This is a genomic window from Flavobacterium sp. AC105 (assembly GCF_979258495.1).
Genome location: NZ_OZ409860.1, coordinates 4,836,758 through 4,855,518, shown reverse-complemented (window position 1 = coordinate 4,855,518; position 18,761 = coordinate 4,836,758). Strand labels below are relative to the sequence as shown.

At 33.0% G+C, this 18,761-nt stretch carries 20 protein-coding genes; 19 read left to right on the top strand and 1 reads right to left on the bottom strand.

The genetic code is table 11. The annotated features are described in order from the left end of the window. Positions 1-35 precede the first annotated feature (35 nt). The 12 genes from gcvH (at position 36) to ACZ0AH_RS20040 (ending at position 9,174) form a co-directional block, all read left to right on the top strand. Positions 36-416 carry a glycine cleavage system protein GcvH gene (gene gcvH, locus ACZ0AH_RS20095; protein ID WP_463477540.1) on the top strand — a complete coding sequence of 127 codons (381 nt, stop codon included), beginning with the start codon at positions 36-38 and terminating at the stop codon, positions 414-416. Then, complete coding sequence (locus tag ACZ0AH_RS20090) at positions 409-792, top strand: VanZ family protein (protein ID WP_463477539.1); 384 nt, start codon at positions 409-411, stop codon at positions 790-792. Before gcvH ends, ACZ0AH_RS20090 begins: the two co-directional genes overlap by 8 nt. 116 nt (positions 793-908) lie before the next feature. After that, on the top strand, positions 909-1,652 hold the full coding sequence (gene deoC, locus ACZ0AH_RS20085; RefSeq protein WP_463477538.1) for a deoxyribose-phosphate aldolase: 744 nt from the start codon (positions 909-911) through the stop codon (positions 1,650-1,652). Continuing rightward, positions 1,653-3,794, top strand: coding sequence for an energy transducer TonB (locus ACZ0AH_RS20080; protein WP_463477537.1), 2,142 nt, complete (start codon positions 1,653-1,655; stop codon positions 3,792-3,794). Between the two features lie 157 nt (positions 3,795-3,951). Then, positions 3,952-4,854 (top strand): heme o synthase, encoded by a 903-nt coding sequence (gene cyoE, locus ACZ0AH_RS20075; RefSeq protein WP_463477536.1) that lies wholly within the window; start codon positions 3,952-3,954, stop codon positions 4,852-4,854. A gap of 2 nt (positions 4,855-4,856) precedes the next feature. Beyond that, complete coding sequence (locus ACZ0AH_RS20070) at positions 4,857-5,444, top strand: cytochrome c oxidase subunit 3 (RefSeq protein ID WP_463477535.1); 588 nt, start codon at positions 4,857-4,859, stop codon at positions 5,442-5,444. 42 nt (positions 5,445-5,486) lie between these two features. After that, the gene (locus ACZ0AH_RS20065; RefSeq protein ID WP_463477534.1) at positions 5,487-6,467 is read left to right on the top strand and encodes a cytochrome c oxidase subunit 3; all 981 of its coding nucleotides are present in this window, start codon (positions 5,487-5,489) and stop codon (positions 6,465-6,467) included. 18 nt (positions 6,468-6,485) lie between these two features. Then, on the top strand, positions 6,486-6,842 hold the full coding sequence (locus ACZ0AH_RS20060) for a cytochrome C oxidase subunit IV family protein (protein WP_026985528.1): 357 nt from the start codon (positions 6,486-6,488) through the stop codon (positions 6,840-6,842). Between the two features lie 77 nt (positions 6,843-6,919). After that, the gene (locus ACZ0AH_RS20055) at positions 6,920-7,576 is read left to right on the top strand and encodes a hypothetical protein (RefSeq protein WP_463477533.1); all 657 of its coding nucleotides are present in this window, start codon (positions 6,920-6,922) and stop codon (positions 7,574-7,576) included. Between the two features lie 12 nt (positions 7,577-7,588). After that, positions 7,589-8,278 (top strand): SCO family protein, encoded by a 690-nt coding sequence (locus tag ACZ0AH_RS20050; RefSeq protein ID WP_463477532.1) that lies wholly within the window; start codon positions 7,589-7,591, stop codon positions 8,276-8,278. A 2-nt stretch (positions 8,279-8,280) separates the two neighbouring features. Then, complete coding sequence (locus ACZ0AH_RS20045; RefSeq protein ID WP_463477531.1) at positions 8,281-8,862, top strand: DUF420 domain-containing protein; 582 nt, start codon at positions 8,281-8,283, stop codon at positions 8,860-8,862. Positions 8,863-8,877: 15 nt separating this feature from the next. Then, positions 8,878-9,174, top strand: a complete 297-nt coding sequence (locus tag ACZ0AH_RS20040; protein ID WP_463477530.1) for a hypothetical protein — start codon at positions 8,878-8,880, stop codon at positions 9,172-9,174. A gap of 48 nt (positions 9,175-9,222) precedes the next feature. Here the strand turns inward: ACZ0AH_RS20040 and ACZ0AH_RS20035 are convergent, their stop codons facing one another. Then, on the bottom strand, positions 9,223-10,629 hold the full coding sequence (locus ACZ0AH_RS20035; protein WP_463477529.1) for a DUF4403 family protein: 1,407 nt from the start codon (positions 10,627-10,629) through the stop codon (positions 9,223-9,225). Between the two features lie 175 nt (positions 10,630-10,804). Here ACZ0AH_RS20035 and ACZ0AH_RS20030 point away from each other — a divergent pair, with 175 nt between their 5' ends. The 7 genes from ACZ0AH_RS20030 (at position 10,805) to tsaB (ending at position 18,760) form a co-directional block, all read left to right on the top strand. After that, on the top strand, positions 10,805-11,506 hold the full coding sequence (locus ACZ0AH_RS20030; RefSeq protein ID WP_463477528.1) for an ABC transporter ATP-binding protein: 702 nt from the start codon (positions 10,805-10,807) through the stop codon (positions 11,504-11,506). Then, positions 11,499-12,743 (top strand): ABC transporter permease, encoded by a 1,245-nt coding sequence (locus ACZ0AH_RS20025; RefSeq protein ID WP_463477527.1) that lies wholly within the window; start codon positions 11,499-11,501, stop codon positions 12,741-12,743. The genes ACZ0AH_RS20030 and ACZ0AH_RS20025 overlap by 8 nt, the downstream gene beginning before the upstream one ends. A 2-nt stretch (positions 12,744-12,745) precedes the next feature. After that, positions 12,746-14,011, top strand: coding sequence for an ABC transporter permease (locus tag ACZ0AH_RS20020; protein ID WP_463477526.1), 1,266 nt, complete (start codon positions 12,746-12,748; stop codon positions 14,009-14,011). A gap of 39 nt (positions 14,012-14,050) precedes the next feature. Continuing rightward, on the top strand, positions 14,051-15,166 hold the full coding sequence (locus tag ACZ0AH_RS20015; protein WP_463477525.1) for an efflux RND transporter periplasmic adaptor subunit: 1,116 nt from the start codon (positions 14,051-14,053) through the stop codon (positions 15,164-15,166). A 78-nt stretch (positions 15,167-15,244) separates the two neighbouring features. Next, positions 15,245-16,696, top strand: coding sequence for a TolC family protein (locus tag ACZ0AH_RS20010; RefSeq protein WP_463477524.1), 1,452 nt, complete (start codon positions 15,245-15,247; stop codon positions 16,694-16,696). 6 nt (positions 16,697-16,702) lie between these two features. Then, positions 16,703-17,995 carry an efflux RND transporter periplasmic adaptor subunit gene (locus ACZ0AH_RS20005; RefSeq protein ID WP_463477523.1) on the top strand — a complete coding sequence of 431 codons (1,293 nt, stop codon included), beginning with the start codon at positions 16,703-16,705 and terminating at the stop codon, positions 17,993-17,995. Between the two features lie 90 nt (positions 17,996-18,085). Next, the gene (tsaB, locus tag ACZ0AH_RS20000; RefSeq protein WP_463477522.1) at positions 18,086-18,760 is read left to right on the top strand and encodes a tRNA (adenosine(37)-N6)-threonylcarbamoyltransferase complex dimerization subunit type 1 TsaB; all 675 of its coding nucleotides are present in this window, start codon (positions 18,086-18,088) and stop codon (positions 18,758-18,760) included. The last annotated feature ends 1 nt before the right edge of the window (position 18,761 follow it).

The window sequence follows — 18,761 nt, the reverse complement described above, 5'->3', positions numbered from 1 at the left end:
TATATATTAAATTATCAATTTTCAAACATACTATTATGAGCATACCAGCAAATTTAAAGTACACAAAAGATCACGAATGGGTTAGCATCGAAGGAGATGTTGCAACTGTAGGAATTACTCATTTTGCACAAAAAGAGTTAGGGGATATCGTGTATGTTGAAGTAGAAACTTTAGATCAGACACTTGATAAAGATGAGGTTTTTGGAACAGTAGAGGCTGTAAAAACAGTATCTGATTTGTTCTTGCCTTTAACAGGAGAAATTATTGCTTTTAATGACAGCTTAGAAAGTGCGCCTGAAACTGTAAATTCTGATCCTTACGGAGCTGGATGGATGATTAAAATTAAAATTGCTGATGCTTCAGAAATAGATGCTCTATTATCTGATGAAGCTTATAAACAACTTATCGGTGCCTAAACAACTCTTATTAATCTGGGCAATTATTTGCTCGGGCATCATTACTTATTTTTGTTTGACGGACTCAAGTAATATCCCTGCAATTAATTTTCCGAGCATAGATAAAATTGTGCATTTTTGTTTTCATTTTGGATTTACAATTTCCTGGATTTTGTTTTTCAAAAAAGAACTTAAAGGAAAAGATGCTGACGATTATAAAGCCTATTTGATTTCGTTTATTTTTTCTGTTTTTTTCGGAATTACGATCGAAATCTTACAAAGTGTTTTTACAGTCACAAGAGCAGCTGATGTAACAGATGTTTTGGCAAATGCGCTTGGTGCATTTGTAGCCGTCTTTTCAGCCATCGCTTTCAAAAAGCAAATCGATAAAATATAACCATATAAAATCCCACTTCGGTGGGTTTTTTATTACCAAAAAATCAAGCATTTAAAGAGTGCTTTTTTTTGAATTTAAAATGTATTTTTGTCCCGGTTCAAAATCATTTCGAAAAGATGAATGTTAAGCAATATTTAGATTCGACTTACTTAAAAACTGCCTCTCAAGCCGGACTTTCAGAAGCAGAAAATAATGTTGTGGTTAAAAACACAATCGCTGAGGCAATTCTTGAAGGTTTTAAATTGATTATGATTCGGCCTGAACATGTTACTTTGGCTAAAGAAATGATTTTACAGGCCAATTCAAATTTGCTTGTTGGTACTGTAATAGATTTTCCGGAAGGCCAATCAGATCTTGAAACAAAAATTAAAGAAGCAAATCAAGCTATCGAAAATGGCGCTGATGATTTAGATTTTGTTTGTAATTATGAAGCTTTTAAAAGTGGAGATATTGCTTTATTGAAACAAGAAATTTTAATAGGAACACAAATTGGCTTAGCAAATAATAAAACAGTAAAATGGATTATTGAAGTTGCAGCTTTGACAGATAAAGAAATTATCCAGCTTTCTGCGTTGATAAAAAACGTTGTCATGTCAAATTTTAAGGAAGAGAATTATGCTTCTGTTTTTGTAAAATCATCAACAGGTTTTTTTAAAACTGAAGATGATGCACCAAACGGAGCGACGATTCCAACCATTATAATGATGTTAGAAAATGCATCGCCTTTGCAGGTAAAAGCAGCCGGCGGATTCCGGTCGTATGATGACGCTATAGAAATGATTCGTTTAGGTGTTAAACGCATCGGAACTTCGGCAGCAAAAGCAATTGCTAACGGAGAAAATACTACAAATCAATATTAAATGAAAACCCAAATTCACGTGAATAAGATTTCTTTATCCCTTATTTTAACATTATCTGCCTTTTTTGCTTTTGCTCAGGAAAATAATAACTCTTCTATAAAGCCTGGTTTTACAACAGAGCAGTTTCCGGTTTTTCCAAATTGTGAAAATTTAGAATCTAAAAAACTGGAAGATTGTTTTTATAAAGAAGTTCAGGATTTTGTATTTAATAATTTTGAAGTTCCTGAAAATTTAAAACAGAACAATTATAAAGGAGAAGTAAAAGTGCTTTTTGAAGTTGATGCCAACGGTGAGTTTAGAGTAATTTATGTAAATGCCGCTAATGAAGAATTATCTGAAGAAGCAAAACGTGTTTTCGGTAAATTTCCGAAAATAAAACCATCCACTTATAACGGAAAACCAACATATTCAAAATATACAATTTCGATTACTGTTCCTTTAAAAAGTGCTGATCAGATTGCTAAAGAAGCTTTGGCTGCAGCCGAAATTTTAAAACCAGAACAAAAACCAATGACAGAATTGGATAGTATTGTATATAAAAAATACAATAATCCCGAATTTGAAAGTCATTTGAATATTCCGTTTTCACATAGTTATTATGCACAGTTTGATGGCGCAATGAATCAGGTTGGAAGCAATAATCACACAGCTTCTAAGCCCTATACGTATGCTGAGGTTTCAAAATATTACGATTTAAAAGCGGTAAACGCATCACTTCAAAAAAATGTTTCAACCTGGTTGGGAAGAAAATGGTGGAATGAAAATCTGGTTCAGATTCAGGGTGAAGGTTATTGGTTAACATTAAATCCTATTGTTGATTTGCAAATGGGTAAAGCATCAGATCTTGATGCTTCGTATACTTATGTAAATACACGCGCCTTAAATTTTAGAGGAGGTTTAGGAAAACAAATTAATTTTACGACTACTGTTTTTGAAAGCCAGGGCCGATTTGCAGGTTATTTTAATGATTATGCCGAATCGATAAAACCTTCAGGAGGAAATCCGGCAATTGTTCCAGGTGTTGGAATTGCAAAACGATTTAAAACTGATGCTTACGATTTTCCTTTGGCAGAAGCCAATATTACCTATGCGCCAAGTAAGATTTTTGATTTTCAGTTAGGTTACGGCAGAAATTTTATTGGAGATGGATATCGTTCCTTACTCGAAAGTGATGGAGCAAGTCCGTATCCGTATTTTAAAATCAATACCACTTTCTGGAAAATAAAATACACGAACACTTATATGTGGCTTAAAGATGTTCGCCCGGATGTTACGGTCGAAAAAACCTATGCAACAAAATTTATGGCAAATCACTATTTAAGCTGGAATGTTTCGAACAAACTGAATCTGGGATTTTTTGAATCAGTGGTCTGGACAGATACCAATAATAGAGGATTTGATGTCAATTTTGTAAACCCGATTATTTTTTATCGTACAGTTGAATTTACGTCGTCTTCTAAAAGCGGAAATGCCCTTCTTGGAATAACATCAAAATATAAATGGAATAATAGTGTCAATTTATACGGACAGTTTTTATTAGATGAATTTTCGGTTTCAGATATGGCGGCCGGAGAAAAAAGCTGGAAAAATAAATTTGGTTATCAATTAGGGGCAAAATATTTCAATGCATTTAAAGTAAAAGATTTATTGCTGCAGCTTGAATACAACCATGTTCGTCCGTATGTTTATGAGCATAGTGCTGTAATTACTAATTACGGACATAATAATCAAAGTATTGGACATCAATGGGGAGGTAATTTTGAAGAATTTGTAGCAATAGGAAGGTATCATAAAGGACGTTATTATGCTGATGCCAAATTAACAATGGGAACCCGAGGTTTAGATTTTGATACTGCACAGGACAGTTATAATTACGGAGGTAATATTTATAAAAGTTACGATGAAAATCGTCCGTATGATAAAGGTGTAAAAGTAGGTCAGGGAAATAAAACAAGTATTTTTATAGCAGATGTGCAAGGAGGATATCTGATAAATCCAATGACTAACCTAAAATTTTTTGGAAGTCTTATTTATAGAAATTTTGATCCAACGCAGGAAACAGCTACTACTTTTAAACAAAGTACGACCTGGTTTAGTATCGGATTGCGTTCTGATATCTTTAATATGTATTTTGATTATTAGTATTTAATAAGATTTTTCGAAATAATTATGTTAAAGATTTGCAAGTCCTTATTTTATAAAGGTTTTATTGAAAAAAATCTAATTTGATAGGTCAGAATTCTACAATCTAATTTGTACATTTGCACCACTCAAAAAAAACATACAAACAATTACCGTATTGAACGCTACTAAAAATACATTTTCAATAAAATCAATATTTAACGATTTCAAAGAGATTACAAAAGCTGGTTTAGCAATCAGCGTATTGTTTTCCTCAATTGCGGGATATTTATTAGGTGTTAATGATGCACATCCTTTTCAGTGGAGTACGTTGGTAATATTGGCAATTGGTGGTTATTGTATGGTTGGAGCGTCAAATGCTTTTAATCAGGTGATTGAAAAAGATATCGATTCTTTGATGGATCGAACAAAAAACCGTCCGGTTCCTTCAGGACGTATGTCTCCAAAAATGGCTTTGGTTGTTGCAAGTCTGCTTACCATTACAGGTATTGCATTGTTGTATACAATTAATCCAAAATCAGCAATGTTTGCTGCAATTTCAATATTTTTATATACAAGCATTTATACGCCTTTAAAAACAGTAACTTCGTTATCAGTTTTTGTGGGTGCTTTTCCGGGTGCAATTCCGTTTATGTTAGGCTGGGTTGCGGCGACAGGAGAATTTGGTATCGAAGCGGGAACATTATTTTTGATTCAGTTTTTCTGGCAATTTCCTCATTTTTGGGCAATTGGATGGTTTTTATATGAAGACTATGAAAAGGCAGGAATTTTTATGCTTCCAACCGGAAAAAAAGATAAAGGAACAGCTTTGCAGGTTATATTATATACAGTGTGGCTTATTATTGCTTCATTATTACCAGTTTTAGGTTACACAGGACAATTATTTATAACACCAATTGCAGCAATTTTAGTATTTTTATTAGGATTGTGGATGTTGTTTTATGCGGTGCGTTTGTATCAGTTACGAACAGCAAAAGCGGCAAGAACATTAATGTTGGTAAGTGTTTCGTATATCTCGTTGCTGCAAATTGTATTTATAGTAGATAAATTTTTAAGATAGTTATGGAAATGACAATGACAACAGGTGAGGAACAAGTAAGAAAATCAAAATCGGCAAAACTGATTTTGTTATTCGCTATGGTAAGTATGACCATGATGTTTGCGGGACTTACAAGCGCATTTGTAGTAAGTAAATCAAGAGCAGACTGGTTGAAAAACTTTGATTTGCCAACAGCATTTTATTACAGTACAGCAGTAATTATAGGATGCAGCGTTACTTTTTATCTGGCTAAAAAAGCAATTCAAAAAGATAACAGAAGCGCAACTACAGCTTTGCTTTTAGGAACATTAGCTTTAGGCGTTTTGTTTGTGGTTTTACAATTTGTAGGTTTTGGACAAATCGTAAAAAGCGGTTATTATTTTACAGGAGAAGGTAGTTCAATTACTACAACTTTTCTTTATGTAGTTACCGTAACACACTTATTACACTTGGCTGGAGGGCTAATTTCACTTTTAATTATAATTTATAATCATTTTAAACAAAAATACAATTCGACTCAATCTCTTGGTATAGAACTAGGTGCGATGTATTGGCATTTTTTAGATTTATTATGGGTATATTTATTTTTATTTTTATATTTCTTTAAATAAGAAAAAAACGTAAATTTGGGAACTTTTTAACGAATATCTTTTATGGAAGCGACAGTTACTACTGCAAATAACGAAGAAAAAACTTGGGGAGGCGGCAATGAGCCATTAGGAGCAAGTTATGGTAAAATGATGATGTGGTTTTTTATCGTATCAGATGCCCTGACATTCTCTGGATTCCTGGCGGCTTACGGTTTTTCTAGATTTAAATTTATTGAAACTTGGCCTTTGGCTGATGAAGTGTTTACTCACTTTCCATTTATGCATGGTGTTTCGGCTCCAATGTACTATGTGGCCTTAATGACTTTTATTTTAATTTTCTCATCTGTAACAATGGTTTTAGCTGTTGATGCTGGTCATCAATTGAAAAAAACAAAAGTTGCAATCTACATGTTCTTAACTATCATTGGAGGTTTGATCTTCGTTGGTTCTCAGGCATGGGAGTGGAAAAACTTTATTAAAGGTGAATACGGTGCAGTAGAAACAGTAGGTGGAAGTTTATTGCAGTTTGTTGATAAAGACGGAAAAAGAGTTGCTCTGGAAGATTTCGCTGTAAAATTACCGGAACAAAGAGAAGCACTTTCAAGAGCTAAAGGAAAATGGTTCATGGAGGATGCAGAAACATTGTCTACATATTCAGTTGCTGAAGTACAGGCAGGTTTTAAAGCGCATCCGGAATTATTAATAAGAACAGAGCATCTTACAGCTGAAAAGAAAAAAACAGTATTAAACAGAGCAGAATCTGAAGCTCGTTTAAGTTCTGCAAAATATGTAGTAGAAGGTGCAAACCTTACAAGAAACGAATACGGAAGTAAATTATTTGCTGATTTCTTTTTCTTTATTACAGGATTCCACGGATTCCACGTATTTTCCGGAGTTATCATTAACATCATTATTTTCTTTAATGTATTGTTAGGAACTTACGAAAAAAGAAGAAGCTACGAAATGGTAGAGAAAGTTGGTTTATACTGGCACTTTGTCGATTTAGTTTGGGTATTTGTATTTACAGTTTTCTACTTAGTTTAATTTTTAAGATTTATCATTATGTCACACGATCACGAATACGTATCAAATACAAAAAGAATCTGGTTTGTTTTTGGATTACTGTCAGTTGTAACAACATTTGAAGTTTTCCTTGGAATTGTTAAACCTGGATTTCTAGAATTTAATCATTTTGTAGGTTTGAATTTGTTGAACTGGATATTTTATATCTTAACAATTTTCAAAGCTTATTATATAGTATGGGCATTTATGCACATGGAAGGTGAAAAAAGCAGCCTTAGATGGTCTGTTGTTTCACCAGTTATTTTCCTAGTTTTATATTTATTGTTTATTCTGTTGACAGAAGGACATTATATTTATGGGGTTTTTAAAGATTCTACTATTAAATGGAATTTTTAACATGATATTAATTCGAAAAGAGTCCCGATAACATCGGGATTTTTTTATTTTTGTACCTCAATAACTTCGGTAATAAAATGAAAAAAAATATAGTTCTCTTTGTACTTTTTGTTTTGCCAATTGTAGCCTATTTATTTTTTGCTTCAGGTGTAAACAGCTTTACTAAACTTCCTGTTATAACTCCTAAAATCGCCGATCTTGGTAATTGGAAATTCCTTAAAGGAGAAAAAGTAACTTTAAATAATAAAATCACGATTCTTGGTTTTTCAGGTTCTGAAATTTTAAAAAACAGAGGGAATTTTTTTAATCTAAACGAAAAAATTTACCAACGCTATAATGGTTTTAAAGATTTACAGTTTGTAGTTATCTGTCCTTTAGGAACAGAAAATGATGCTCAGAAAATTGTTGAATCTTTAGGGGCTTTTACTGATGTTTCAGGATGGCATTTTGTTTTTGCTTCTCCAGAAGAAATCAAAACATTTTATAACCAATTGCAGTTGAAAGGAAAGCTCGATAATAACCTTGGAACTTCAAATGTTTATATTGTAGATAAAGAAAGAAATTTAAGAGGCAGAAAAGGAGTTACAAAAGATAATAAAGAGGAGTACAAAGAAGGTTATGATACTTTTCATCCATCTGATTTGAGTAATGAAATGCTGGATGATTTCAAGATCATTTTATACGAATATCGCGCAGCTCTTAAAAAGAACCACAACGCAACAAAAGAACTTTAATCTTTATATCATATGTTTAAAAATAAATCATATATCGGAATTTCGTTTATCATTTTAATTTTCGGAATTTATGCTGTGCCTAAAATTGTAGACAGAATAAAAAATGGTGAAGTTGTTAAGGGAAATCGTTTAGATAATGTAGGTTTGAAGTCTTCAAAATCTGATTCTAAATTGTTGACTATCGGACCAGCGCCAAAATTTGAATTGACAAATCAGGATAATGCTAAAATTTCGAATGCAGCTTATAAAGGCAAAGTTTATGTTTTAGAATTTTTCTTTACTACTTGTCCGTCTATTTGTCCGAAAATGAATTTGAGCATGTTAGAAATAGAGAAAACATTCTTTGGAAATCCTAATTTCGGAATTGTTTCTATAACTATTGATCCTGTTCACGATACGCCGCAAGTTTTAAAAGAGCATGCTAAATTGTTGGGAGTAAAATCTTCAAACTGGAACTTTCTAACGGGAGACAGGGCAACTATTATGGATTTATCGAACAAAGGTTTTAATTTATATGCTGGTGAAAATTCTAAAGTAAACGGTGGTTTTGAGCATTCTGGTTTATTCGCTTTAATTGATAAAGATGGAAATATTCGCTGCAGAAAAGATGATTTTGGAAATCCAATTTTATATTATGACGGATTAGACAAAAAAGGGGTTAGAGATATTCAGGAAGATATTAAAATATTATTAGCAGAATAAAAATGGAAGATCATTCATTAGAAAAAAAATACAATAAATATATTGTTGCCGTTTCAATTATAATTCCGGTTTTAGTTGGAATATTATTCGCAATTAAATTGAAGGATTTTGGAATTAATGTAGAGCCACTTTCATTTTTGCCTCCAATTTACGCTACAATAAACGGAATTTGTGCTGTTGTTTTGGTTTTGGCAGTAATTGCCATTAAAAATGGAAAACGGAAACTGCACGAACGTTTAATGACTTTGGCAATTGTATTAGGAGTTGCTTTTTTAGGAATGTATGTTGCTTATCACATGACAGCTGATTCTACTAAATTTGGTGATTTAAATCATGATGGAATTCTTGATTTGGCTGAAACGGCTAAAATTGGTGCACTGCGTTATGTGTATTTCTTTATTTTAATAACGCATATTTTATTGTCTATTGCTATTATTCCGCTGGTGTTAATTTCTTATGTAAGAGCCCTTGCAGAACGATTTGACAGACATAGAAAAATAGCTAAAATAACTTTTCCGCTTTGGTTATATGTTGCGGTTACGGGTGTTGTGGTTTTCTTAATGATTTCTCCTTATTATGCTTAAAATGGAAAATGGAAAATGGAAAATAGAATAAAGAATAGAGAATATAATAGATTGGAAAATGTAGAAAAGAATTTAGAGAGAAGTTCATCGAATAAATATATTTATATTCTTTTCTCTATATTCTTTTCTCTTGCAGCTAACGCTCAATGTGCTATGTGCCGTGCAGCACTTGCGGGAGATTCAAATGTAAAAAAAGCAGAAGCAGTAAACAATGGTATCGTTTATTTAATGGTAATTCCGTATTTGCTTGTTGCTATAATTGGTGTTCTGATTTACAGAATGTATCAGTCTAAAAAGAAAAAAGCAGAATAATTATTCTGCTTTTTTCTTTTTATTTTAATCTGTTTATTTATTTCGATCTTATTTCACTCCGTCTACAGAAACATTTACAGTTCCGTTTATTTTGATAAAAGCTATTATGGCTTGATTTGTCAATTGAATTTTATCAAACTGGATATCTTCCATTTTTCCGTTTACAAATACTCCTGGCATCGGAGAATAGTTTTTTAGATAAGCCGCCATACTTTTCTTTCCTTCTTCTAAATTTGGCTGAATAGAATAACGACAGCTTTCTTCCATTTTTCTTAATATATATCCCTGACCCAACCAGCTAGCAGTTCGCATTAGTTTGCTTTTTGTATCTAATACATAATCTAGTTTTTCGAAATAGATTTCTTTTGTCTGCGCATTATATTGCGGAAATCCGTTTAAATAAAGTGTTCCGTTTATAGATCCTAAAACGTCAAGCGCAATAACCATTTTGCCATCTTTATGCCAAATCGTAACATTTTTCACTGTAATTTTTTTACTTCCTGATCCAAATTCCTGTCCGGCAAAATTCTTGGTCATAATTTTTGAAGCATCTATATAAGTAGAAATTGCTGCAATATTTGCTGAAATTTGATTCGGAACTTTTGCAACAGGTTTTAAAACAATTTTGCTGGCATTAAATTTAGATTCGGGTTGTTTGCCAACAATGGTTTCCATGTTGCACTTCATTCCCATATCTAATATAAACTGATCATTTTTCAGTTTTGCAGTAGTCGAATAAATTTCAACAGGAACAATTCTTAACCAGCTTTCATACGTATCACTCATCTGGAAAGGAGTACAAATTTTTTCTAAAGCAGATAAAACATTCGGCTTAAAATCCATTGATTTTTCGATTGCCTGATCTATGCTTTTTTCAATTTTTGATTTAAAAATAGAAATTGCCGGATTTACTAAATAGGTTATAGGCATACTTTTTCCAAAAACTAACATTGTTGGACTTTCGCTCCAGTCTAATGATTTGAATTCGGTTTTGGTATTCAGTTTCCAATTGGTCAAAGCAACTTCACTTGATAATGTTATTACTCCGTTTAAGTTAAATTCGCGTGTATCATAAAGTTCAACGCCTAATTTTTTAGTCCCAATTCGGTATTTAATGGTGGCTTTTAATGGCAGAATTGTTTTTATCTTTTTATCCGGATTTGCGGGATCATTTTGAATTTTTATCGGAGCCTGTTTCCAGATTTTCATTTCAATATCATCATCTTCAATGTTATTGTCTTCGTAAATTAATCCGTTTAAAATGGCATTGGTTTGGTTTTCAATATCCTTTAGTTTTACTGTAATAGGCAAATTGATAAAAGAAGGATTGGCATCATAAACCAACGGACTTGCATCATCTGGTTCTGGTTTTAAGGTTTCTAATTTTTGAGATGTAGAACAGCTAACGAGCAGCATAAGTGCCGTAAATAAAGAAGGAATCGAAGAAAATTTCATCGTTAAGATTTTTTAAGTCATGCAAAATTAAGAAAACAATTATATTATCTTAAAAAAGTGTAACATTTGACAACAAATTGAGTCTTATACAAATAACAAAACGGAATTATTAACGTTTTCTTACCATAAATTACTTAATAAAAATGTTATTATTGTTTTAAAATTTAACAATACCATGATCGAAATCAAAGATTTACACAAGTCCTATAAAATGGGAAATTCAGAATTGCATGTGTTAAAAGGAATTAATTTTAATATCGCAGAAGGCGAATTGGTTGCGATTATGGGATCATCAGGATCTGGAAAATCTACACTTCTTAATATTCTTGGAATTCTTGATGAAGCTGATTCTGGTAGTTATATTTTAGACAATACTTCGATTAAAAACCTGAACGAGACGATAGCTTCTAAATATCGAAATAAGTTTTTAGGATTTGTTTTTCAGTCTTTCAATCTAATCAATTATAAAACGGCTCTTGATAATGTTGCGATGCCTTTGTACTATCAGGGTATAAAGAGAAAAGAACGTTATGAAATTGCTATGAAATATTTGGAGAAAGTAGGTTTGGGTTCTCATTCCCATCACTTGCCAAATGAACTTTCAGGAGGACAAAAACAGCGTGTTGCAATTGCAAGAGCGTTAGCATCGAACCCAAAAGTTTTATTGGCCGATGAGCCAACTGGAGCTTTGGATACCAAAACTTCGTATGAGGTTATGGAACTTATTCAAGGAATTAACGATGAAGGTAAAACTATTTTGATCGTTACACACGAACCGGATATTGCCGCAATGTGCAAAAGAAATGTGGTCCTGAAAGACGGACTGATTATCGATGATAAAATGGTAGAACAAGTTAGAGCGTCATCTTATGTTTAATATTGAGCGTTGGCAGGAAATATTTGAGGCAATCTCTAAAAATCGGTTAAGAACATTTTTAACCGGAATTTCTGTGGCTTCGGGAATTTTTATTTTAGTGATTTTGCTGGGCGCCGGTAAAGGGCTTCAAAACGGAATTGAGAAACAATTTGAGCGCGATGCCGCCGGGATTATTGAAGTTTGGTCAGGAACAACAACCAAAGAATTTAAAGGATTAAATCCGGGGAGACAAATTCAGTACAGAGATGCCGATTACAAACAGTCGGTACAAAAATTTGATGACAAATTAGATTTAAGAGCATCTACGTATAATTATTGGGGAGCTCCATTTTCGTACGGAAAAGAATCAGGAAGTTATCAATATAGAGGAGTTACGCCTGATTATGGCAAAGTTGAAAACCTAACGATAGTCCAAGGACGATATATAAATAGTAATGATTTAGCCAACAACGAAAAAGTTGCTACTATTGGAATGAAAGTTAAAACAGATCTGTTTAAAGACAAAGATCCTTTAGGGAAAGAAATCATAATAAACGGTATCAATTTTAAAGTAGTTGGAGTTTTTACTGATCCGGGAGGAGAAAGAGAAGAAACAAGAGCTTATTTGCCGTTAACTACTGTACAAAGAGCTTTTGGGAACGGAGATAAAATTAGTAATCTGTTTTTTACGATGAAAAAAACAGATAATTATGATGAAGCTTTAGCCCAATCTGAAAAATTTACGCAAGATTTAAAAGACTTGCTAAAAAGCAGAAATACAGTTGCTCCTGATGATGATGGTGGCGTTGGCGTATATAATTCTGTTAAGGATGCTAAACAATTTTATGACCTGAACCTTTACATCAGATTGTTCTTTTGGTGGGTTGGTATCTGTACCATTATTGCCGGTGTTGTGGGCGTAAGTAACATCATGCTTATCATCGTAAAAGAAAGAACTAAGGAAATTGGAATTAGAAAAGCTTTAGGCGCATCGCCATTTTCGATCATTTCAATGATACTTCACGAATCTATTTTCATTACCACTATTGCAGGTTTTGTGGGATTGCTGGCAAGTTTATTATTATTAGAATTTGTTGGTCCAATGGTGCAAAGTGAATATTTTCAGAATCCTGAAGTAGATTTCAGTGTGGCATTAACAACACTTGTTTTACTTGTATTTGCGGGTGCATTGGCTGGATTTTTCCCAGCATACAGAGCCGCCAAAATTAAACCTATTGTAGCACTTAGAGACGAATAATTATGTTTAAAAAAGATAATTGGGATGAGATTTTACAGGCTTTAACAGCCAATGTTTTCAGAACAGTCCTAACTGCATTTGGGGTATTTTGGGGAATATTTATTTTGGTAATATTACTTGCAGCCGGAAAAGGTCTTGAAAATGGAGTAAAAAAAGGGTTTGACGGAATCGCCACAAACACCATGTTTATGTGGAGTCAGACAACATCAAAAGCCTATAAAGGATTGCCTAAAACGCGTCGATATGATTTTAGAAACAGCGATGTTGCAGCTTTAAGAGCAGCTTTGCCGGATTTATTATATGTTTCGCCAAGAAATCAATTAGGGGATTTTAACGGAACAAATAATGTGGTTCGCGGTACTAAAACTTCCTCTTTTACTATTTATGGAGATTATCCGGAGCTGATTAAACAACAGCCAATGGATATTATAAAAGGACGTTTTATCAATCAGCAGGATATTAACGAGAGACGAAAAATTGCTGTAATTGGAAAAGGAGTTATCAGTGAGCTTTACGGAAAAGAAGAAGAAGCAGTAGGAACTTATATAAAAGTAAATGGCGTTAATTTTATGGTGGTTGGAGTTTACAACTCTAAACAACAAGGAGGAAACGCGGAACAGGAACAAAAAAATATTTTTGTACCATTCACTACTTTTCAGCAAGCTTTTAATTACGGAGATAAAGTGGGCTGGATGGCACTTACTGCCAAAGACGAAACTTCTATAACGTCATTAAAACCAAAGATTTTAGAGTTAATAAAATCATTGCATTCTATTAATCCTTCAGATGATCGCGCGGTAGGAAATTTCGATTTATACGAACAATTTAATAAGGTTCAGAGTTTGTTTAATATTCTGCAGGTAATTGCTTACTTTGTAGGAAGTTTAGTTTTGATTTCGGGCGTAATTGGTATTTCAAATATCATGCTTATCGTAGTGAAAGAACGTACGAAAGAAATCGGAATCCGTAGAGCATTAGGAGCAACTCCGGGCGCTATTCGCGGACAAATTTTATCAGAATCTATTTTCTTGACTATTATTTCAGGAATGTTAGGGATTGCCGTCGCAACCGGAATTATTGCGCTCCTGAATATGGTACTGGATTCGATGCCGCCGGGAAGTAATACGATGTTTGCAAACCCAAGTGTTGACTTAAGAGTTGTATTTGTTGCTTTATTAATATTAATAGGATCAGGTTTGCTGGCAGGGTTTATTCCGGCTCAAACCGCCATAAATGTGAAGCCTGTAGACGCTTTACGAACAGAATAAAATTATCAATCAAAAATAATCGATTAAACCAAGAACAAAATGAAAAAAGGAGTAACTGTAACCATTTTAATTTTTATAGCTATAGTTTTTTTTGGCGCATTATACTATTTATATGCTAAAAATCAAGAGTCACCAATTGTGTTTCAAACTGAAAAAGCTGAAATTAAAACGATCGTAAAAAATACAATCGCAACAGGTAATATTCAACCGGATGAAGAGGTTCTAATCAAACCAAATATCTCTGGTATTATTGAAGATGTATATATCAAAGCAGGTCAAAAAATCAAGGCTGGCGATATGATTGCGAAAATTAGAGTTGTAGCAAACGTTTCGAATGTGAGTTCTACTCAAAATCAAGTGCAAACGGCTAAAATTGCTTTAGACAATCAGGAAAAAATCTACAAAAGACAAAAAACTTTGTTTGATAAAGATGTAATTTCTGCAAATGATTTTGATGCTGCCCAATTAGCTTACACACAGGCAAAACAAAACTATCTTGCTGCAAGACAAAGTTTGGATATCGTAAAAACAGGAACAACAACATCATTAGGAAGTTATGCAAATACCCTAATTCGTTCAACAGTAAACGGAATGGTTTTGGCGGTTCCTGTAAAAGTTGGAAACCAGGTTATTGAAAGTAATAACTTTAACGAAGGAACTACAATTGCGAGTGTTGCAGATGTTGGAAGAATGATTTTTATTGGAAAAATTGACGAATCTGAAGTAGGAAAAATTAAAGTTCAAATGCCAATCGAAATTACAATCGGGGCAATTGAAAATAAAAAATTTGATGCGCGTTTAACTGATATTGCACCAAAAGGTGTAGTTGAAAACGGTGCAATTCAATTTGAAATTAAAGCTTCTTTAGAAAACAGAGACGCTACCTTTATCAGAGCCGGGTTAAGTGCAAACGCTTCGATTATTTTAGAGAAAGCAGATAAAGTTTTAGCAATCAAAGAATCATTAGTACAATTTGATAAAAAAACTCAAAAACCATATGTTGAAGTCGAAACAACTCCACAGAAATTTCAAAGAAAAGATTTAGTATTAGGAGTTAGCGACGGAATTTATGTTCAGGTTAAAAACGGTCTAAAAAACACGGATAAAATTAAAATCTGGAATCAGGGCTTAATTAATGAAGGAGAAAAAAAATAATCTGAAACAGTAAAGTTTTTTGGTTTTAAAAAATGTTAAATTTGCGTAGTACATTTGCTACACTTTGATATAAAATATATGAAAATAAATAAAATTAATAGTCTTGTTTTTGCTATGTTATTTGGCTTTGGATTATCAGGCCAGGCACAAACAAAACAATGGACACTTGAAGAATGTGTGAGATATGCATTGGATAATAATATCACAATAAAATTATCAGAGTTAGATGTAAAAAATGCAGCCATTGATAAAAAGGGCGCATTAGGTAATTTTCTGCCTTCGGTTAATGCAAATGCTTCCCATTCCTGGAACATTGGTTTGAATCAGAATATTACAACAGGTTTGCTTCAAAATTCAACGACTCAATACTCATCTGTTGGTGCTTCTGTCGGGGTTGATATTTACAAAGGTTTACAAAATCAAAATAATTACAGAAGAACAAAATTGGCTATTGTAGCTTCACAATATCAATTGCTGAAAATGCAGGAAGATATTTCGCTGAATGTAGCTAATGCTTTTCTTCAGATTTTGTCTTATAAAGAAGAACTAAAAGTAAAAAAAGAGCAATTAACGATTGATGAAAAACGTTTATCACGTTCAGAAGAAATGGTAAACGCCGGAACAATTCCAAGAGGTGATTTATATGATCTGAAAGCTACTATTGCAACAGATAAACAAAATATTTCTGTTTCAGAAAACAATCTGTTAATCTCAAAATTAAGTTTAGCACAGCTTTTACAGTTAAAAGAATTTGCAGATTTTGATGTAATTGATGATACTGATGCAAAGGATGAGAATAATATCATGGCGCAAAGTCCAATTGATATTTATAATAAAGCAAAAGAAACCAGAACAGAATTAAAACTGGCACAAACAAATCTTGAAATTGCTCAGAAAAATGTAGTTATTGCAAAAGGCGCATATCAACCAACTTTGAGTGCTTTTTATAACTTTAATACCAGAGCAAGTTATTCGGATATCATTACAGGTTCTACTTTAAATACCGCAAAACCAACTAACCAAATAGGTTTTGTTGAAGGTACAAATCAGGCGGTATTGCAAAATAATTATTCGCCAATTTTAGGAGGTCCGGCTCCGATTTTTGATCAGTTCAATGATAATAAAGGACAATCTTTTGGACTTCAGCTTTCTGTTCCTATTTTCAACGGATTTTCTGCAAGAAATAATGTTGAAAGAAGTAAAGTAAGTTTAGAGAAATCTAAAATAGATTTAGAACAAAAAAGTTTAGATTTGCAACGTAACGTTTACACTGCTTTTACAAATGCAAGAGGAGCTTTAAACACTTACGAATCGTCAACTGTAACTTTAGAGGCAAGACAACAAGCTTACAATTATGCTAAAGAAAAGTATGATGTAGGTTTAATGAATTCATTCGATTTTACTCAGGCTCAGACATTATTGACAAATGCACAGTCAGACGTAATTAGAACAAAATACGATTACATGTTTAAAATAAAGATACTTGAATTCTATTTTGGAATTCCAATTGTCCCAATTATCACAAAATAATTTATTATGTCAAAAAAAACAATTTATTTCTTATTAGGCGGCGCAATCCTTTTGATTGCCATTTTGGTTGGTCTTTCAAAATCAGGAGTAATAGGAAATAAGGATGAAGGAAAAGAAGTTGAAATTTCAAAAGTAGTGGCTTCTACAGTTGTTGAAACTGTTTCGGCAACAGGTAAAATCCAGCCGGAAATTGAAGTAAAAATTTCATCAATGGTTTCGGGCGAAATCATAGCATTAAATGTAAAAGAAGGTCAGGTTGTTAAAAAAGGAGACTTATTGGTAAAAATAAATCCGGATTTATATACTTCAGGATTAGACAGGTCTGTTGCTAATTTATCCGGAACCAAAGCCGGTTTAACCCAGTCTGAGGCCAGTTACAGAGAAGCAAAAGCAAGTTACGATCGTAATAAAACATTGTACGATAAAGGTGTAATCTCAAAATCGGATTGGGAGAAGGCCATATCAACTTATGAAGTTGCAAAAGCGACTAAACAAAATGCTTATTACAATGTTCAAAGTGCGTCTGCATCTGTAACAGAAGCAAAAGACAATTTAGGGCGTACTACTATTTATGCTCCTGCTGACGGAACTATTTCAGTATTAAATGTTGAATTAGGCGAGCGTGTTTTAGGAACGCAGCAAATGGCAGGAACAGAACTTTTGAGAGTGGCAAACCTTAATAATATGGAGGTTGAAGTTGACGTAAATGAAAATGATATCGTTAAAATAAAAATTGGAGACGAAGCAAATGTCGAAGTTGATGCTTATCTAAAAAAGAAATTTAGAGGAGTCGTAACAAGCATTTCTAATTCTGCCAGCAGTACTCTGACATCAGATCAGGTAACGAATTTTAAAGTTAAAGTTCGTATTCTTAAAGATTCATACCAGGATTTATTAGAAGGAAAACCAGATACATATTCCCCTTTTAGACCAGGAATGACCGCTACAGTGGATATTATTACACAAACAAAAGCAAATGTTTTAGCAGTGCCAATTAGTTCTGTAGTAGTTAAATCTGATACTACGGCTGTAAAAGAATTTAAAGTTGAGGATCCAAACGAAGACAAAAAAGATGCACCAAAAAGCGATAAAAAATTCGAATGTGTTTTTGTAAAAGTAGGTGATAAAGCTAAAATCAGAGTAATAAAAACAGGTATTCAGGACGATACTAATATTGAAGTAATGTCAGGATTAAAATCGGGTGATGTAGTGATAACCGGACCTTATACAACTGTTTCTAAAGAATTAAATTCGGGTGATAAAGTGAAACTTAAAAAAGCAGATTTACCAAAGAAATAAATAATATATTTTAAGATATTGTCAGGCTAAGCGTCTAGTGTTTGGGATGTTCAGCCTGACATAAATAATTAATTTTTAAAAATAAATACATTGTCTTTTATTCTCAATATCGAAACGGCTACTAAAAACTGTTCAGTATCCATTGCAAAAAATGGTGAAACAATTGTGTGTAAAGAAATTGCAGAAGAAGGCTATTCGCATGCCGAAAAGCTGCATGTATTTATTGAAGAAGTTATTGCCGAAGCCGGAATTTCAGTTCAGGATTTAGCTGCAATTGCAGTAAGTCAGGGACCGGGTTCTTACACAGGTTTACGAATAGGAGTTTCTGCAGCAAAAGGATTGTGTTTCGCTTTAAACCTTCCGCTTATTGCAGTAGATACTTTGCAGACTTTAGCGTCTCAGGCCAATGTTTCTGATGGAAAAATTATTCCGATGCTTGATGCAAGAAGAATGGAAGTTTATAGTGCTGTTTTTAATACTAAATTAGAAACAGAAAGAGCAATTCAGGCCGAAGTTATTACAGAAGATTCTTTTGCAGATATTACCGAAACGGTTTATTTTGTTGGCGATTGTGCCGAGAAATGCAAACCCGTTTTAACAAAAGAGAATTTTATTTTTCTAGAAGAAATAAAATATCCTTCAGCAGCAGCAATGAGTAAAATCAGTTATGATAAATATCAAATAAGCGACACTGTAGATGTCGCTTATTTTGAACCTTATTATTTAAAAGATTTTATGATGGCACCTCCATCAAAAAAACAATAAA

What these genes read in the sequence shown, in the direction of transcription:
- gcvH (WP_463477540.1), top strand. Translation starts at nt 36, where the DNA reads ATGAGCATACCAGCAAATTTAAAGTACACAAAAGATCACGAATGGGTT.
- deoC (WP_463477538.1), top strand. Translation starts at nt 909, where the DNA reads ATGAATGTTAAGCAATATTTAGATTCGACTTACTTAAAAACTGCCTCT.
- ACZ0AH_RS20080 (WP_463477537.1), top strand. Translation starts at nt 1,653, where the DNA reads ATGAAAACCCAAATTCACGTGAATAAGATTTCTTTATCCCTTATTTTA.
- ACZ0AH_RS20070 (WP_463477535.1), top strand. Translation starts at nt 4,857, where the DNA reads ATGGAAATGACAATGACAACAGGTGAGGAACAAGTAAGAAAATCAAAA.
- ACZ0AH_RS20065 (WP_463477534.1), top strand. Translation starts at nt 5,487, where the DNA reads ATGGAAGCGACAGTTACTACTGCAAATAACGAAGAAAAAACTTGGGGA.
- ACZ0AH_RS20060 (WP_026985528.1), top strand. Translation starts at nt 6,486, where the DNA reads ATGTCACACGATCACGAATACGTATCAAATACAAAAAGAATCTGGTTT.
- ACZ0AH_RS20055 (WP_463477533.1), top strand. Translation starts at nt 6,920, where the DNA reads ATGAAAAAAAATATAGTTCTCTTTGTACTTTTTGTTTTGCCAATTGTA.
- ACZ0AH_RS20050 (WP_463477532.1), top strand. Translation starts at nt 7,589, where the DNA reads ATGTTTAAAAATAAATCATATATCGGAATTTCGTTTATCATTTTAATT.
- ACZ0AH_RS20045 (WP_463477531.1), top strand. Translation starts at nt 8,281, where the DNA reads ATGGAAGATCATTCATTAGAAAAAAAATACAATAAATATATTGTTGCC.
- ACZ0AH_RS20040 (WP_463477530.1), top strand. Translation starts at nt 8,878, where the DNA reads ATGGAAAATAGAATAAAGAATAGAGAATATAATAGATTGGAAAATGTA.
- ACZ0AH_RS20035 (WP_463477529.1), bottom strand. Translation starts at nt 10,629, where the DNA reads ATGAAATTTTCTTCGATTCCTTCTTTATTTACGGCACTTATGCTGCTC.
- ACZ0AH_RS20030 (WP_463477528.1), top strand. Translation starts at nt 10,805, where the DNA reads ATGATCGAAATCAAAGATTTACACAAGTCCTATAAAATGGGAAATTCA.
- ACZ0AH_RS20025 (WP_463477527.1), top strand. Translation starts at nt 11,499, where the DNA reads ATGTTTAATATTGAGCGTTGGCAGGAAATATTTGAGGCAATCTCTAAA.
- ACZ0AH_RS20020 (WP_463477526.1), top strand. Translation starts at nt 12,746, where the DNA reads ATGTTTAAAAAAGATAATTGGGATGAGATTTTACAGGCTTTAACAGCC.
- ACZ0AH_RS20015 (WP_463477525.1), top strand. Translation starts at nt 14,051, where the DNA reads ATGAAAAAAGGAGTAACTGTAACCATTTTAATTTTTATAGCTATAGTT.
- ACZ0AH_RS20010 (WP_463477524.1), top strand. Translation starts at nt 15,245, where the DNA reads ATGAAAATAAATAAAATTAATAGTCTTGTTTTTGCTATGTTATTTGGC.
- ACZ0AH_RS20005 (WP_463477523.1), top strand. Translation starts at nt 16,703, where the DNA reads ATGTCAAAAAAAACAATTTATTTCTTATTAGGCGGCGCAATCCTTTTG.